Genomic DNA, 15,978 nt, shown 5'->3' on the forward strand with positions numbered 1-15,978 from the left:
TGACCAAGATGACTCATCCATCTGGCTTAAGCAAATCAAGATCGCGCTCCGAGAGCTTATATAAGGAAGCGCTGGAGCATATTGTGGGCGGGGTGAACAGCCCTTCGCGTTCTTTTAAAGCGGTCGGCGGCGGGGCGCCTGTCTTTATGAAACGCGGCAAGGGAGCATACTTTTGGGACGAGGACGGCAACCGGTACATTGATTATCTGGCTGCATACGGCCCGATTATCCTTGGCCACGCTCACCCTCTGGTTACCGAGGCCATCTGCCGTGCGGCAGAGAACGGAACACTCTATGGAACGCCTACGGAGCTCGAAATCGAGTTCGCCCGCATGCTCAAGGCGGCCATACCGTCGATGGACAAGGTGCGCTTTGTCAATTCGGGCACAGAGGCCGTCATGACAACGATTCGTGTGGCCCGCGCTTATACAGGCCGCAACAAGATCATCAAATTCGCCGGATGCTATCACGGCCACTCGGATTTGGTGCTTGTTGCCGCGGGCTCCGGTCCCTCCACGCTCGGGATTCCGGACAGCGCCGGCATCCCGGTCAGCATCGCGCACGAAGTGATTACCGTGCCATACAATAATCTTGCGGCGCTTGACGAAGCACTTGCCCGCTGGGGCGAGGACGTAGCCGCGGTCATGGTCGAGCCCATCGTCGGCAACTTCGGCATGGTCATGCCCAAGCCCGGCTTCCTGGAGGGGCTGTGCGCCGCCGCACGCCGCAACGGCTCCCTCGTCATCTATGACGAGGTGATTACGGCGTTCCGGTTCCATTACGGATCGGCGCAAACCTTTGACGGCCTGCCTGCGGGAACGGATTTCGCGGCCATCGAACCCGACCTGACGGCTCTGGGCAAAATCATCGGCGGCGGTCTGCCGATCGGAGCCTACGGAGGCCGTCAAGAGATCATGTCGCAGGTGGCTCCCTTGGGACCGGCTTACCAAGCCGGCACCATGGCGGGTAACCCTGCGTCGATCTCCGCAGGCATCGCATGCCTGCAGGCGCTGCAGGAGCCGGGCGTCTATGCCCGGCTGGACAAGCTCGGCGCTGAGCTTGAGGCCGGCCTGACGGCCGCCGCCGGCAAGCACGGCATCGCGCTGACCGTCAATCGCATTTGCGGCGCTTTATCGACGCACTTCTGCAGCCACCCTGTAACGGATTACGAGCAGGCGCAGGATACGGACAGCGAGAGATTCGCCCAGTTTTTCCGATACATGCTGGAAGAAGGCATCTGCCTGGCCCCATCCAAATTTGAAGCATGGTTCTTGACGACCGCACATACCCAAGCCGATATTGCATATACTGTCGAGGCGGCAGAACGCGCTTTTGCGCGAATGGATTAAACGATGGACATATGACAATAAATTCCCTTTATCACCCGAATCACGAACTATTATCGGAATCCGGTAATAGTTCGTTCGTTTTTTATTATTCCCGTAACCACGCCTTAAAACTTCCTTTATTCACCAGTTATGCAAAATAGATAGCGCTTACAATTGGTTAACAGCCTGAATGTTCTATTGTCTCAAAAACAATTTCATGTTATTCTATAAATACTTTTGAAATCAAATACTATCGGCTAAATGTAAGGTTTTAGTCATGATAGCTATGAAGATATGCGCTCATTACATTAACGTGGGCACATTTATTTTTTTATTATTGCCCAGTTATGCATATCTTCAAGAGAAACGAGAACCCGCCGGCGCAATCGATTATGCAGAATAAATGAATTTTTATTCAATGCGTTCTCACGTTGGCTTTGTTATCTCTTCTTGCAGCGACATGAGCAAAGCCTTGATCTCAGTACGAACCGACTTTTAACTACCAGGGAGGTGACGGTCAGCCTGCTGACCACGAGAATGAACGAAGTTATGCGTAATGAAGGCCGCTTTCAGAATCTGTTGGCCACCGAACATGATAGCTGCGGCATCATTTGTATTGTAGAGAAAGATGGGTTTCCTTCCCGCGACAACATCCAAAAAACGATCGATGCCCTTGTTAAAATGGAGCATCGTTCAGGTTTTATTAACGGCGAAGGGGACGGCTGCGGTATTTTGACGGATATCCCCAGGGCACTGTGGGAGAAAAAACTGACGGAGGCCGGACTGGACGGCAAGCTCGCTTACGATGAGCGCTTTTCCATAGCCCATATTTTTGTTCCCCGCAAGCTGGACATTTCGGTTGCCGAGATGCAAAAGGGCATTCGGGAATTGTTTTCCCAGTTCCAGGTCAACATTCTTCTCGAACAAGAAAACGAGGTCGACAGCAGCGTGCTTGGTCCTAACGGCCGCAATGACGAGCCGACCTTCTGGCAAATCGCAGCGCTGTGCGAGAAGCAGGAAGTGAAAGTAGCCGATCACTTGTTCGAGCTTCATGTCGCCATTGAGTCCAAATACAACGTGCATGTGGCTACGCTGAGCAATGTAACCGCAGCTTACAAGGTTATGGGCGCAGCAAGCATTCTGCCTAAATATTTTAACGATACTCGCGACCCTCTGTTTGCGGCACAAGTGACCATTGGTCACAACCGCTACTCCACCAATACACAATCAAGCTTTTTCCGCGTCCAACCGTTCTCATTGCTCGGCCACAACGGCGAGATCAATACAGTCAAGAAATTGCGTCTGGAAGCCGATATGGTCGGCGTACCGCTCGTAGACGGCGGCAGTGACTCTCAGGATATGAACCGGACGATCGAAACGTTCATCCACCGCTTCGGGCTCAGCCTGTTTGAGGCGATGGAAGTCGTATTCCCGCCGATTCTCAACGAAATGAAGCTGTACCGTCCGGAGCTCCAGGATCTCTATGTCTATTACCGCCAAACTTGGGGCCATTACGCGCAAGGCCCGGCCGGGATCGTATCCCGCTACGGCAATGAATGTATTTTCAGCGTAGATGCCCTTGGTCTTCGTCCAGTCTGGATGGTAGAAAGCGAAACATCCCTTTATTTCTCCTCCGAACAAGGCGTGATCACGGTAGGCGAGATGGTAGCCGATCCCAAGCCGATCGCTCCGGGCGAAAAAATCGGGGTCATCCTGACACCGGGAGAGCATGTGCAGGTCATTCCGTATCATCAGGTACAAAATATTGTGCTGAGCCGCGCTCAAGCCCGTATCGGCTTCGAAGGACTGCGCAAGCACCTGCATAATGAATTGCCGCCGGTAGAAGCCGCTCCTTCGGCAGATATTACGCCGACAGACGCGCTCTACAGCTCTTTTGGCTGGGATCGTGACGGTATCCAGATGATCGAATCCACGGCACAGACCGGTGCGGAGCCGATCCGTTCCCTCGGTCATGACAGCCCGCATGCCGCTCTGAACCCGGAACGCGTGAACATTCCGGACTTCATTAAAGAAAGCGTAGCCGTCGTTACGAATCCGGCGATCGACCGCGACCGTGAAATGGAGCACTTCTCCACCCGTGTCGTAGTAGGTCCGCGCCCCAGCCTGTACGGCCAGCCGGATGACCGTCTTCGCATCGAATTGCTTTATCCGGTTGTGCTTGAAGGCAGCAACGGCATTGACTCTTTAACGGAGCTGAAACAGCCAAGCTTCGAACAGCTCGTAGCTCTGTTCGGCGCTCATAACGGTGATGCCGTCGCAACGCTTTCCACAACGTTTGCCCGCGGAACCTCGCTTAAAGAAGCGCTGGAGAAGCTGGCTGCCGACGCGGTCCAAGCGGTCCGTAACGGAGCCATGCTGCTGATTCTGGATGACAGTGAGGCGCATCAGAACGACCGCCTGTGGATGGATCCGCATCTTGCGGTATCCAAGGTCGATATTGCCTTGAGAGCCGAGAAACTCGGACACGGCGATAACCTGCGCCGCCAAACAACGCTCGTTTTGCGCAGCGCTTCGATCCGCAACCTGCACGATATCGCAGTAGCCTGTGGTTTGGGTGCGGATGTGCTGTCTCCTTACCTCTTGTTTGCAACGGCATCGTCCAAAGACGGCGCACTTGCGGCACGCAAAGTGTTCACCGCCTTGATGAAAGGCTTGGAGAAAGTCATCTCCACCATCGGTACGCACGAGCTTCGCGGCTACACCCGCTTCTTCTCGTCCATTGGATTGAAGCCGGAGCTGGCTGAAGTGCTGGATATCGTCAATTACCTGGGCAGCGACAACGCGGGCACCGGTTTTGCCGAGCTCGAAGCGGATGCGGAAGCCCGTTACAACGACTTTACCAATCCAAAGGCCAAAGCGGCGCGGAACTTCCGGTTCTTCCAACGGATGTGGAAAGCCCTCGGCGATGCGGCTTCCGGTGCGGCACCTTATTCGGATTACCGCGACAAGCTGCGCGAAGAGGAAAAGAAAAATCCGATTTCCATCCGTCACGTTGCCGACTTCAACTTTGAGAAAGCTTACGCTGAAGGCCGTAAACCGCTGGACCCGTCACAAGTGAATATCGGTATCGGCGATCACGATCTGCCTATGCTCATTTCTTCCATGTCCTTCGGTTCGCAGAACGAAACGGCATTCCGCGCTTATGCGGAAGCCGGCGAGCGACTGAATATGGTAACCATGAACGGCGAAGGCGGCGAGATCAAAGACATGCTGGGCCGCTATAAGCGGACCCGCGGCGCGCAAGTGGCGTCCGGACGTTTCGGCGTGAACGTAGAACTGGCCAACGCCGTAGCGTTCCTTGAGATCAAAATCGGCCAAGGCGCTAAGCCGGGCGAGGGCGGCCATTTGCCGGGTTCGAAGGTTACGGCTAAAATCGCGGCCGCACGGAATGCTACCGTTGGTTCCGATTTGATTTCGCCATCCAATAACCACGATATTTATTCGATTGAGGACTTGGCGCAAATTATTTCCGAGCTGAAGGAAGCAAGCGGACGCAAAGCGAAAATCATCGTTAAAATTCCGGTTGTGCCGGGTATCGGCACGATTGCTGTCGGCGTTGCCAAAGCAGGCGCGGACGTTATCACGCTTTCCGGCTTTGACGGCGGTACAGGAGCGGCACGGATCCACTCCATCACGCATGTGGGACTTCCGACGGAAATCGGTACGAAGCTTGCTCACCTCGCCTTGATCGACGCCGGTCTGCGTCATAAGGTTGAGCTTTGGTCCGACGGCGGAATGAAATCAGGTGCGGACGTCGTCAAAATGTTTATGCTCGGCGCCAACCGTGTCGGCTTCGGTTCCATCGCTATGCAAGCGATCGGTTGTACGACCTGTCGCGGATGCCACTTGGATACTTGCCACGTAGGTATCGCGACGCAAATCGATTCGATGGAAGAAGCTGAAGAGAAAGGTCTGCGCCGCTTCGTACCTCGCGTATACGATACGGCTGTTGAATCGCTTGTCCGCTTGTTCAGCGGTATCGGTGAAGAAATTCGCGAGATCGTCGCTCAATTGGGCTTCAAGAATGCGCAAGAGCTCGTAGGACGTTCCGACCTGCTGCAGCAAACGAGCCATCTGGAGAGCATCGACCTTTCCGATCTGCTTCGTCCGGCTCCGATTTCCTTCGCTGCGGCCAAAGATGCCGAGCGTGAAGTTGCCGCCGCGGTATCCTCGGATATCCGTATTGCAGCCGGCGCGGAAGGCCAGGAATTCTTCCCGGATGCCGTATCCTTCGCAGCTCCGGTAGAGCGCACGTGGAGCAAAGTAGACGCGGAATCCCGTATCTTGGGCAGCCGCTATGCCAGCCATCGGGTAAGAGACCGTTTCGACGGCAGCTACGACGAGCTTCCTCCGGTCAACATTACGATGACCGACGGTTCCGTACCGGGCAACGGACTCGCTGCCTTTAACGCCCGCGGCGTGGAAATTACGGTTCACGGCGGCGCGGAAGACGGCGTCGGCAAAATGTCGCTCGGCGGTAAGGTCTCTATCCTGAAAGCACCTAGCAAGCACAAGCAATTCATTAACGGCTCCGTAGGTAAATCTTTCGGCTACGGCGCTCAAAAAGGCTTGTTCCTGATCCAAGGCAATGCCGATACTCGCGCATGTATCCGTTTCTCGGGCGCAGATGTCGTGTTCGGCGGCGAGATCACTTCCCCGCTTCGGGATGAGCTGGGCGGTCTGGCAGCCCGTGCGAACCTCAAAGGCTTCGCGTTCGAGTATATGACCAACGGACGCGCCGTCGTTCTAGGCGACCCGGGTCCATGGATCTGCGCCGGGATGACCGGAGGCGTGATCTACCAGCGTCTTGTTCCTGAGATGGGACTGGATCAAGCAGCGATCGAACGCCGCATAGCCAAAGGCGCGAAGGTAAAAATCGAAGCAGTCGGTCCACAAAGCATCAAGGATCTGAATGAACTGCTCGGCGCATACCGCGATGCGCTTGCTTCTTCCGGCCAACCGGAAGCCGCGGCTAAAATTGAAGACCTGCTGAATAATTTGCAGGCAAACTTCGTACGCATCGCACCGGTAGGTCTGCAAGCCGATCAATCGGTAGCAACGGAATAACGTAGTCATCCCCCCAGGGCTGTCAGCTCTGGGGGATTTGTTTTATCGAGGTTCATTTTGGAGCAAGAAAATCGTTAACCTCGCTAAAACCTTATCACATTAAGTAAATAAACTTTTTCAACCGCAGCCTATGTCCTTGTCTGGACCCTCACTTCATGTAAGCTATATCTTAAGCAAAGCAGGCCCTTCTCTTTCATGCCGGAGCATGGATAGAGAAGGGCCTGCTTTGTTTTTAGCTCAACCTTTGGCCGCGCGGTAAGCTTCGATATACTGTGCCGCTTTTTTAGCCACCAGACTGTAGTCTCCTGTTTTCACGGCATCCGTAGTCAAGTCGGAGCCGATACCGACCGCTACGGCGCCGGCTTTGATCCATTCGCCCAGATTGCCAAGAGACACGCCCCCCGTCGGCATCACGTTTGCCTGCGGCAGCGGTCCTTTGATTGCTTTGATCATCGCAGGCGAATACAGATTGCCCGGGAACAGCTTCACCACGTCAACTCCCAGTTCCAGCGCCCGCTGAATCTCCTGGATCGTCATCACTCCAGGCATGACAGGCACCCGGTAACGGTTGCACAGCGTGACCGTATCCGGATTCAGCGACGGCCCTACGACGAATTCGGAGCCGCTCAGAATAGCCGCTCGCGCGGTTTCCGGGTCTAGCACCGTACCTACGCCGATAATTGCGTATTTACCCGGATCCTGCGCCGTGCTGGAATACTTCTTCGCAAGCTTCTCAATCGCTTGTAATGCGAATGGTACGGTCATTGTCACCTCAATGACCTTAATACCTCCTGCAATGGCCTGCTCCGCCATCTCTACCACTTCATCAGGCGTATCTCCGCGAAGCACTGCGACAACGCCTTCATTCACTAACTGCTGCATCAGCTGAATTTTCTTCATCCTGCCCTCTCATCCCTTTCTTTCTACCGCTCCACATGCTTTTCATTATTCAAGAATGCTTCAACCTGCTCCCATGTCGGAGCTCCTTCCCAGTCGCCTTCCACCTGCACGATCATACAGCCGATGAGATTGCCGAGACGTACCGCTTCCGTCAAGCTGTAGTTTTTAAGCAAACCGACGATAAAGCCGGCACAAAAGCCGTCTCCCGCTCCCACCGTGTCAACTACACGCTCGGCTTTGAAATACGGCACCGAACTGACTTGTCCTTGCTCGACGATGAGCGTTTCGTTATTGCCGCCTTTGACGATCGAAACCGCCCTGAGCTTGCTCAGATGAGCGACGATTTCGTCAAAGCTCTCCGTTTCGTAAAGCAGCTTCAGCTCGTCCAATCCCGGCAGGAAATAATCCGCATCCTTCGCGAGCTCCAACAGCACCTCGCGCGCCTCATCAAGCGACCAGAGCTTCAGCCTAAGGTTCGGGTCAAAACATACCTTAACCTCATGCCTGCGGGCAATCCGGATCGCTTCCTTGACGGCTTCGCGGCAGCTTGAGCTGAGTGCCGCCGTAATCCCCGTAACATGTAAATACTTCGCCTGCTTGATGTATTCCTCGTCCAGGTGCTCCGGCCCCAAAGTACTGGCCGCCGAGCCTTTGCGGTAATAGTACACCGACGGCTTACCTGATACGTCTTCACGCAGCATCAATCCGGTTGGCGCTTCCGGAGTCAGCTCCACACGAGAGACGTCTACGCCTTCACCGCGGATTCTCTTCAGGATCATTCGTCCGAACGGGTCCTTCCCCAGACGGCTGAACCACCCGGCACGGTGACCTAACCGGGAGATGCCGATCGCCAGATTTCCCTCCGCCCCGCCAAACATCCCCTGAAAATGCTGGGCATATTCGATTCCTTTGGGGTTCTCCGGAATCATCAGCGCCATCGACTCTCCAAAAGTGATGACTTCAGGTTGAAACATCTGCCAAGCTCCTGTTTGTCTGTTCGTCGCCATTATCTCGTCATCCACCCTCCGTCTACGCATAACACATGACCACTCATATAATCGGAAGCCTGCGAGGCCAAGAAAACCACAGGGCCTTGCAGGTCTTCCGGCGTACCCCAGCGCGCCGCCGGAATACGTCCCAAAATTTGCGCGTTGCGCTCCTCATCCGCACGAAGCGGAGCCGTATTGTCCGTAGACATATACCCCGGAGCGATAGCGTTTACTTGAATGCCATATTTTGCCCACTCATTGGCAAGCGCTTTCGTAATGCCTGCGACGGCATGCTTGGAAGCCGTATATCCCGGAACATGAATCCCGCCTTGAAAAGAAAGCATGGAAGCAATATTGATGATTTTACCCGATCCCTGCTTAATCATTTCGAGGCCAACAAGCTGCGACAGGAAAAAGACCGTATTCAAATTCAATTTCAACACATCATGCCAGTCTTGAGCGGAATGATCTGCGGCCGGCGTACGGCGAATAATGCCCGAGTTGTTGACCAAAATGTCGATTTTACCGAAAACGGACAGTGTCTCGTCCACAACGCTTTTGAGCACGCTTTCATCCATCAGATTCGCTACAATCGTATGCGCTTTCCGCCCCATAGCCTGGATTTGCTGCTCAACCTCGCGCGAGCGGTCGTTGCTGGTGACGATCACGACATCGGCTCCCGCATGGGCCAGCCCTAAGGAAATACCTCCGCCCAAACCGACCGCACCACCGGTAACAATAGCCACTTTTCCGGTTAAATCAAACAGATTCATCTTCACACCCCATTCAAACATTTTAAGCGCTTTCGGTTTTAACGATCAGCGGGTTGACCTGACCTATTTATTATAAGGCAATCATCGGCAAATCGCTATACTGTGGTACAAAAAGAAGCCTTCCCGACGCTGGATTATTCGGCGCCGAAAAGGCCGTAAAGCAGATGGTATGTCGCACGAATCCCTCCGTTGTTCACTGCAAACCGTTCCGTATACTTTTTCTCCATTTCCGCAAAAAGACGCCGTCCCGCACGTTGTGTCTCTCTGGAATCCGAATTGGCGTTGCCTGCGCCTACCCGCTTCACACTGTACAAGAAGCTCCTGACATCCGTGAACGTCTGCACATCCATATCCTCCAGGCCGGTAAAAGCAAAACTTTGCTTCAGCCCGCCGGAACTCTGGACCAATAATCGCTTCCACTCCGCCAGACTTAAAAAGTCTTGTCCATGAGACATCTTCGAAAGCCCAAGCTCGCGCTCCGCGGCTCTAAAAGCTTCATGCAGCTCTACAAAGGTTTGCGGCCCGAACGTGGCAAACGCGAGCAGACCGTCCGGCTTGAGCCGCCCAAGCCAAGCCTTCATGGTTCGTCCCGGCTCGTCAAACCATTGAAACGTTGCGCTCGATATGATCACATCGGCTTGTCCGTACTCCGTCAGCGCCCATTTCTCGTCATCGTTTCCCGGCGGCTCCGCATCACCGACAAACGTCTCCAGACGTCCAGCGGCCATATCCCCATAGCGCTGCCGCGTGCGCTCTGCCATTTGCGGAGATAAATCGATGGCCAGCACACTCGCTTCCGGATAAGCGTCAAGCAGCTTGCCGGTGAGCAGTCCCGTACCGCAGCCGATTTCGATAATGCGGCTTACATTCTTCGGCGCTTTCCGCTTCAAAACCAGCTGCAGCAGACGATCCGCCATCGTCCGCTGCACAACCGCATATTGATCATAGCTTCCGGCGTGCCGGTCAAAATGCCGCCGTACCTTGCTCTTATCGATCCTTGTCGTCATCTAGAAAACCCCTCAGATGTTCGTAAAAAGCAGCCTGTCTCGTCAAGAACGGAACATGCCCCGTATCCTCGAGAACCACGCTCCGCACCCCTTCCGTTTCATCCGGCATCGCCCCAACCGGGCAGATCGCATCCCCGCTCCCATGAATCCACAGAATCCGGCCTCCTGCCGAAGTGAAGACGGGAACCAGGGCCTTGGACCAGGCTTCGGTCACATCGGTTTCGATTAAATACTTCAGCCCGGCCTTCAGGCCTTCCAAAGAGAAATCCGGTTCACAGGCTGCCACGATCTTCCCTTCGGCACGCTCATTCGCAGATACCATCGAATCCGCAAACTGCTGCAGCACATGCTCCCGATCCGTTTCCAGCTTGCCGAGCATTCGCTCTACAATCCGCCTCGGCCAGCCCTGCTTCCGGTCGGCACTGACAAAACAGAGTGTCGAACCGATCATAACAAGCCGCTTGATCCCTAACGACCCGAATGCCGTTCCCATCTCGCCGGCCAGTTGCGCCAGCCTGTCTACAGCCAGCATACCGCCCATAGACCAGCCGACGACCGTTTCGGGCTTTACTTCCCGGAGCACCCGGTCGAAGGCTTCATAGAACGCCTCGATCGAATGGCAGTCCGCATATGAAAAAAAATGATGCCCGATCCCTTGGCCTGTCCATTGCTCGCGAACGGATGATTCCCATATCCATGGTGACATTCCCCAGCCGTGAATCCATAAGATGCGTCTTGTTACGTCTACCATCTCTCTCACCGACTTCCATACCAAAAATAGGCTCGAGCCTAAGCTAATTCGCGTCCTGCCCTGTCAATTTGCTCGACCGCCCATTGCAAATCCTCGTCCCGGTGGGTAGCCATCAGCGTAAAACGTATTCTAGCCGTTCCCTCCGGCACGGTCGGAGGACGAATCGCTACAGCGGCGATTCCTGCCTGCTGCAGCTTCTCGCTAAATCGCACCGTCCGCTCATTGCTTCCCAACAGCAGCGGCACAATATGGCTCTCGCTTTCGCCCGTATCGAATCCGCGCTGCCGCAGCGCCTCGCGGAACCAGACGGCCTTTCGCGAAAGCTCCTTGCGCCGCCACTCCTCTTTTCGGGCCTGAAGCCAGTTAAGCCTCACGGACTCGATGACAGCAGGCGGCAGCGCCGTCGTATAAATGAAGCTGCGCGCCTTGTTGACAAGATACTGCTTAAGTACCTCATCCCCCGCAATATAGGCACCATAGCCGCCGTAGGCTTTGCTGAACGTGCCCATTTGGATTTCGACCCGTTCGGTTAACCCAAGCTCATGTACCAGTCCTTGCCCCTGCTCTCCATACAGCCCGCCGCTGTGCGCTTCGTCGACCATCAGCATCGCTCCATAGCGGTCCTTGAGCTCCACCAGTTCACGTAAAGGGGCTATGCTTCCGTCCATACTGAAGACCGAATCAGTAACGATCAATTTTTTGCTGCCGGTATCCGCTTTGCGGAGCAGTGTTTCCAAATGATCCAAATCCCGATGGCGGTACCGGACATGCTCCGCGCGGCTAAGCACAATGCCGTCGACAATGCTTGCGTGATTCAGCCGATCGCTGAACACGACGTCGTGGCGTCCCATTAAAGACGGGATGACGCCGACATTGGCCATGTATCCGCTGCTGAACAGCAGGCAGCTTTCCGTGCCTTTAAACCGGGCAAATTCCTCTTCAAACCGTCGATACACCGGGTTATTGCCGACAATCAACCGCGAAGCGGCAGCTCCCATCCATGCATCAGCGATTCCGCTCCGCTGCTGCAGCCCCAAATAATCGTTCGAGGCCAGATTGAGCATCCTCCGTCCGTCCCGCAGCAGCCAGCCTTGTCCCTGCGGCTCCGAGTCCACTAAATAACGGAACTGGGCCCGCTCCTTCAGCGATTCCAGTTCCGTATGCATCCACTGCCAAGCCGATTTCCTCATTTCCAAACGCCACCTTACAGAGCGCACAGCTCGATCTCGAACCCAAGGTCCTCAATCATCTTGTGGTCAGCCGTCGCCTCTTGGCCTTCCGTAGTCAAATAATCGCCGACAAACACGGAATTCGCCGCATATAGTCCCAGCGCCTGCAGCGACCTCAGATTCACTTCGCGCCCTCCTGCTATCCGAATCTCTTTGGTCGGGCAAATGAACCTCATCAAAGCAAGGACCTTCAAGCATTTGCGCGGATTCAGCTCACGGTTGTTTTCCAGCGGCGTTCCCGGGATCGAATTCAGGAAATTGACCGGGATCGAATCCGCATCCAACTCCCGTAAAGCATAGGCCATCTCTACAATTTCCTCATTCGTCTCACCCATGCCGATAATACAGCCCGAACAAGGAGACATACCTGCCGCTTTTGCTTTTTCCACCGTATCTACCCGGTCGTCATATGTATGAGTAGTTGTTATGTTGGAGAAATTTTGCTTGCTCGTATTCAAATTATGATTATACCTGTCTACCCCGGCTTCTTTCAGCTTAACGGCCTGTGCCTCGCTCAAAATCCCAAGGCAGGCGCAAATTTTCATCGGCATCGTCGACTTAATTTCTTTCACGGCCTCTACAACCTGATCCAGCTCTTTATTCGTCGGACCGCGGCCGCTGGCCACGATACAGTACGTCCCAACCTTGAGCTCCATCGCTTTGCGGGCACCGTCTACCAGCGTTTCCTTCTCCAACAGCGGATATTTTTGAATCGCCGCCTTCGATACGATCGATTGCGAGCAGTAGCCGCAGTCCTCCGGGCAAAGCCCGCTTTTGGCGTTGATGATCAGATTCAGCTTCACTTTTTTCCCGTAATAATGCTTTCTCACTTTAAACGCCGCCTGCATAAGGGCAAGGACTTCGTCATCATCGGCTTCAAGCACCGACAACCCTTCCTCCAAAGTAAGCAATTCGCCGCGAATGGATTTATCCGCCAGCTCGTTCCAATTGGTCTGCAATGTCAACATCCGAATTGTCCTCCCGCATGAATGAACTATTTTTGTCCGCTAAAAGTATTCCATAACCGCTTGCATGTCGATCCGGTGCTCTACAGTCTCCACCCAAAGCTCACGCCAAGCTGACCACCCTGCATCGGTTTGCGGACTTTCTCCGTTCCAAGGCAGCATGCCCCATACCCGAACCTGACCGAATGTTTCAATCATGCGCCGGTTTTCTGCCAGGCCTGGGTCGTGTTCATCCTCATAGCCGTTCATAATGACGCCGGCCACCTGCAGCCCTCTCTGCCTTGCATACTCTACGGTCAGCAGCGTATGGTTCACTGTTCCCAGCTTAGGGCGGGCTATGATCAGCACCGGCAGGCCCAAAGCTGCGGCCAAATCAGCAACCAAATGCCGTTCGGTCAAAGGCACGATCAGTCCGCCGGCTCCTTCGATCAGAAGCGGACCGTCGGCTTGCAGCCTTCGGTGTCCTTCCTGAACCAGAGCTTTCCAGTCAATCGTCTTCCCTTCCCGCTTCGCCGCCATCCACGGAGCCAGCGGCGCTTCAAGCGTTATCGTCACCGTGTCCGACTCCTGCTGTCCAACGCCGCTGCCCTGTACAAGCCGATAACTATCCGCTTGGGCTTCACCCATTCGAACTCCGGACTGCACAGGTTTCCAAAGACGCAGCGTTTGTTGTTTTACGCCTCGCAATCTGCGGTTGATCGCAGCAGCAAGCGCACTTGTCACCCAAGTTTTCCCCACATCCGTATCCGTACCGGTAACGAACAATCCTTTACTCATAGGTCATCCCTCTATGCTTAAACCATTTTATTGTTAACCTCATTTTAATTATATTAGGTTAACAATTCAACTAGAACGTATTTTACTACACACCCGTGCAGCAGACAAGTTATTTCTATTAACTCGGCTGAGCGATCTAACCCCTTTACGAAATAGGGCTATTCCATGACTCCGGCGTTCAGGTAAGCCCGAATCAGTTTCAGCACACGCTTATGGAGTTCGGCTTTCACCGTTTCCCAGTGGATATTCAGGTAAGCTTGTAGCTCCACTACCGTTACGCCGTCCACACCGAGGGCTCCTCCGTTTTGGACCACTCGCTTGTAAGCGAGCCGTAGGTTGTCCCCTTCGAGCATCCTTTCCAGCAGGTCGTCCTTCGATTTGCGAGAGAAAGGGAAGACTTGTGCCGGCGAAGAGCTCGGCGCTTCGGCGTACCCTCGCGGCTTCACCGCTGCTCTTTGCCGGAAGCTCTCTTGCGAGATATTCAGCTGTCGTTGCTCTTCGCGCGAACGCATCGGTTTCCTCTCTCCTTTCGGTTCGGCCCTTCCGCTTTCCGGCGTCCCGTACTCCCGTACTATGGCCTCTGCTGACTCCTGAGGATTCAGCAGAGCCTTCCGACTCTGGTTACGAATTAACTTCGCGTATTCCGCAGGCCTCCCCAAATAAGAACGTCATCTGCCTGCCCGCGACCACTGGGGTCTACAGGGTTAGCCTTCAGCGGCTTTGGATTTCATTGTGTTTGGGCAACTCATCCGACTGGACTCTCACCCTAAAGATGACGCCCATGCTGGGCGTACCAAAAAAAAACAACCCCTCGCATTTGCGAGAGGCTGTTTTACGTCCCAGGAGGGATTCGAACCCCCGACCGACGGCTTAGAAGGCCGTTGCTCTATCCAGCTGAGCTACTGGAACATGATATGGAGCGGGTGATGGGAATCGAACCCACGCTACCAGCTTGGAAGGCTGGAGTTCTACCATTGAACTACACCCGCATTAAATTTAAAGTGGTCGGGACGACACGATTCGAACATGCGACCCCCTGGTCCCAAACCAGGTGCTCTACCAAGCTGAGCTACGTCCCGTTATTCAATGCCGGTAGAGGGACTTGAACCCCCACGGTTTCCCTCACGATTTTGAGTCGCGCGCGTCTGCCAATTCCGCCATACCGGCATGATGAGTTAAATTCACTCATGATGGAGCGGAAGACGGGATTCGAACCCGCGACCCTCGCCTTGGCAAGGCGATGCTCTACCCCTGAGCCACTTCCGCTTACTAAATATCAAACCAGACTCCATTAACTATATTCGACCGAGACCAGTCAGGTTCCTCTTCACCATATTCCTATGCGCTAGGAGATGGGATACTCTCCGTTACGCTCCAAGACTGTGAAGCGGTCCTAACGAAGCTTATGCTTCGGCAAACCCTTTGAGTTCTCGCTCTGATTCATGAATGGAGCGGAAGACGGGATTCGAACCCGCGACCCTCGCCTTGGCAAGGCGATGCTCTACCCCTGAGCCACTTCCGCGTTTCCGTTAGAAACAATGGTGAGCCATGTAGGACTCGAACCTACGACACCCTGATTAAAAGTCAGGTGCTCTACCAACTGAGCTAATGGCTCCCTTTATCGTAATCTGAAAAAACTGGGGATCTAGGATTCGAACCTAGGCATGACGGAGTCAAAGTCCGTTGCCTTACCGCTTGGCTAATCCCCAATGCTGATAAGATAATGGGGCGATCGAAGGGAATTGAACCCTCGAATGTCGGAGCCACAATCCGATGCGTTAGCCACTTCGCCACGACCGCCATAATCATTAAACCAGGCGAATGGGTAATGGTGCCGTCGAGAGGAGTCGAACCTCCGACCTACGCATTACGAGTGCGTTGCTCTGCCTCTGAGCTACGACGGCATAGTCTTTAAATTAAAAACGTCGGACAATCGGATAATCATCTCCGTATTATTCCGATGTTTAAATTGTGCTTCATTTAGTTGAAAATCATGGCGGAGCCGACGGGATTCGAACCCGCGGTCTCCTGCGTGACAGGCAGGCATGTTAGGCCTCTACACCACGGCTCCACATATTTTTCGAATGCTTTGCTTCGAAATTGGTTGCGGGGGCAGGATTTGAACCTGCGGCCTTCGGGTTATGAGCCCGACGAGCTACCGGGCTGCTCCA

General features: G+C 54.3%; 10 protein-coding genes, 11 tRNA genes and 1 pseudogene. 2 read left to right on the plus strand and 20 right to left on the minus strand.

Translation table 11 applies throughout. The features are described from left to right. The first annotated feature begins 8 nt into the window (after positions 1-8). Both BLT35_RS24275 and BLT35_RS24280 read left to right on the plus strand, forming a co-directional pair. Complete coding sequence (locus BLT35_RS24275; RefSeq protein WP_062409924.1) at positions 9-1,349, plus strand: glutamate-1-semialdehyde 2,1-aminomutase; 1,341 nt, start codon at positions 9-11, stop codon at positions 1,347-1,349. 516 nt (positions 1,350-1,865) lie between these two features. Further along, positions 1,866-6,416, plus strand: coding sequence for a glutamate synthase-related protein (locus BLT35_RS24280; RefSeq protein ID WP_249929600.1), 4,551 nt, complete (start codon positions 1,866-1,868; stop codon positions 6,414-6,416). A 237-nt stretch (positions 6,417-6,653) separates the two neighbouring features. Here BLT35_RS24280 and BLT35_RS24285 read toward each other — a convergent pair whose 3' ends face one another. The 20 genes and pseudogenes from BLT35_RS24285 to BLT35_RS24380 form a co-directional block, all read right to left on the minus strand. Beyond that, positions 6,654-7,316, minus strand: coding sequence for a bifunctional 2-keto-4-hydroxyglutarate aldolase/2-keto-3-deoxy-6-phosphogluconate aldolase (locus BLT35_RS24285; RefSeq protein ID WP_074730021.1), 663 nt, complete (start codon positions 7,314-7,316; stop codon positions 6,654-6,656). A 23-nt stretch (positions 7,317-7,339) separates the two neighbouring features. Beyond that, positions 7,340-8,323: a sugar kinase gene (locus BLT35_RS24290; RefSeq protein ID WP_062409927.1), complete on the minus strand. Its 984-nt coding sequence runs from the start codon at positions 8,321-8,323 to the stop codon at positions 7,340-7,342. Beyond that, complete coding sequence (kduD, locus tag BLT35_RS24295) at positions 8,323-9,078, minus strand: 2-dehydro-3-deoxy-D-gluconate 5-dehydrogenase KduD (protein WP_062409928.1); 756 nt, start codon at positions 9,076-9,078, stop codon at positions 8,323-8,325. Before kduD ends, BLT35_RS24290 begins: the two co-directional genes overlap by 1 nt. A gap of 134 nt (positions 9,079-9,212) precedes the next feature. Next, positions 9,213-10,085, minus strand: a complete 873-nt coding sequence (locus BLT35_RS24300) for a methyltransferase (protein ID WP_074730022.1) — start codon at positions 10,083-10,085, stop codon at positions 9,213-9,215. After that, positions 10,066-10,836 (minus strand): alpha/beta fold hydrolase, encoded by a 771-nt coding sequence (locus BLT35_RS24305; protein ID WP_083351406.1) that lies wholly within the window; start codon positions 10,834-10,836, stop codon positions 10,066-10,068. The genes BLT35_RS24300 and BLT35_RS24305 overlap by 20 nt, the downstream gene beginning before the upstream one ends. 38 nt (positions 10,837-10,874) lie before the next feature. Next, positions 10,875-12,026 (minus strand): 8-amino-7-oxononanoate synthase, encoded by a 1,152-nt coding sequence (bioF, locus tag BLT35_RS24310; RefSeq protein WP_054820093.1) that lies wholly within the window; start codon positions 12,024-12,026, stop codon positions 10,875-10,877. A 14-nt stretch (positions 12,027-12,040) separates the two neighbouring features. Further along, on the minus strand, positions 12,041-13,033 hold the full coding sequence (gene bioB / locus BLT35_RS24315; protein WP_074730023.1) for a biotin synthase BioB: 993 nt from the start codon (positions 13,031-13,033) through the stop codon (positions 12,041-12,043). 39 nt (positions 13,034-13,072) lie between these two features. Continuing rightward, a complete protein-coding gene (gene bioD / locus BLT35_RS24320; RefSeq protein ID WP_054820092.1) occupies positions 13,073-13,807 on the minus strand; it encodes a dethiobiotin synthase in 735 nt (244 codons plus the stop codon). Between the two features lie 215 nt (positions 13,808-14,022). Next, positions 14,023-14,319, minus strand: a pseudogene (locus BLT35_RS24325) (group II intron reverse transcriptase/maturase); the annotation flags it as partial. 323 nt (positions 14,320-14,642) lie between these two features. Then, positions 14,643-14,716 (minus strand) — tRNA-Arg (locus tag BLT35_RS24330). Positions 14,717-14,722: 6 nt separating this feature from the next. Beyond that, positions 14,723-14,796, minus strand: a tRNA-Gly gene (locus BLT35_RS24335). 13 nt (positions 14,797-14,809) lie between these two features. Then, positions 14,810-14,886, minus strand: a tRNA-Pro gene (locus tag BLT35_RS24340). Positions 14,887-14,894: 8 nt separating this feature from the next. After that, positions 14,895-14,974 (minus strand) — tRNA-Leu (locus BLT35_RS24345). 24 nt (positions 14,975-14,998) lie between these two features. Further along, positions 14,999-15,073 (minus strand) — tRNA-Gly (locus BLT35_RS24350). Between the two features lie 181 nt (positions 15,074-15,254). Next, positions 15,255-15,329: transfer RNA gene (locus tag BLT35_RS24355), tRNA-Gly, on the minus strand. Positions 15,330-15,346: 17 nt separating this feature from the next. Beyond that, positions 15,347-15,422, minus strand: a tRNA-Lys gene (locus BLT35_RS24360). A 22-nt stretch (positions 15,423-15,444) separates the two neighbouring features. Further along, positions 15,445-15,516 (minus strand) — tRNA-Gln (locus BLT35_RS24365). Positions 15,517-15,531: 15 nt separating this feature from the next. Continuing rightward, a tRNA-His gene (locus BLT35_RS24370) sits at positions 15,532-15,607 on the minus strand. 29 nt (positions 15,608-15,636) lie between these two features. Then, a tRNA-Thr gene (locus BLT35_RS24375) sits at positions 15,637-15,711 on the minus strand. 90 nt (positions 15,712-15,801) lie between these two features. Further along, positions 15,802-15,878: transfer RNA gene (locus BLT35_RS24380), tRNA-Asp, on the minus strand. Positions 15,879-15,978: the final 100 nt, after the last annotated feature.

The organism is Paenibacillus naphthalenovorans (genome assembly GCF_900099895.1).
GTDB classification, from domain to species: Bacteria; Bacillota; Bacilli; order Paenibacillales; family NBRC-103111; genus Paenibacillus_G; species Paenibacillus_G naphthalenovorans.

Excerpts from the sequence above, each read along its gene's own strand:
- BLT35_RS24275 (WP_062409924.1), top strand. The coding sequence starts at position 9 with ATGACTCATCCATCTGGCTTAAGCAAATCAAGATCGCGCTCCGAGAGC.
- BLT35_RS24280 (WP_249929600.1), top strand. The coding sequence starts at position 1,866 with ATGAACGAAGTTATGCGTAATGAAGGCCGCTTTCAGAATCTGTTGGCC.
- BLT35_RS24285 (WP_074730021.1), bottom strand. The coding sequence starts at position 7,316 with ATGAAGAAAATTCAGCTGATGCAGCAGTTAGTGAATGAAGGCGTTGTC.
- BLT35_RS24290 (WP_062409927.1), bottom strand. The coding sequence starts at position 8,323 with ATGGCGACGAACAGACAAACAGGAGCTTGGCAGATGTTTCAACCTGAA.
- kduD (WP_062409928.1), bottom strand. The coding sequence starts at position 9,078 with ATGAATCTGTTTGATTTAACCGGAAAAGTGGCTATTGTTACCGGTGGT.
- BLT35_RS24300 (WP_074730022.1), bottom strand. The coding sequence starts at position 10,085 with ATGACGACAAGGATCGATAAGAGCAAGGTACGGCGGCATTTTGACCGG.
- BLT35_RS24305 (WP_083351406.1), bottom strand. The coding sequence starts at position 10,836 with ATGGTAGACGTAACAAGACGCATCTTATGGATTCACGGCTGGGGAATG.
- bioF (WP_054820093.1), bottom strand. The coding sequence starts at position 12,026 with ATGAGGAAATCGGCTTGGCAGTGGATGCATACGGAACTGGAATCGCTG.
- bioB (WP_074730023.1), bottom strand. The coding sequence starts at position 13,033 with ATGTTGACATTGCAGACCAATTGGAACGAGCTGGCGGATAAATCCATT.
- bioD (WP_054820092.1), bottom strand. The coding sequence starts at position 13,807 with ATGAGTAAAGGATTGTTCGTTACCGGTACGGATACGGATGTGGGGAAA.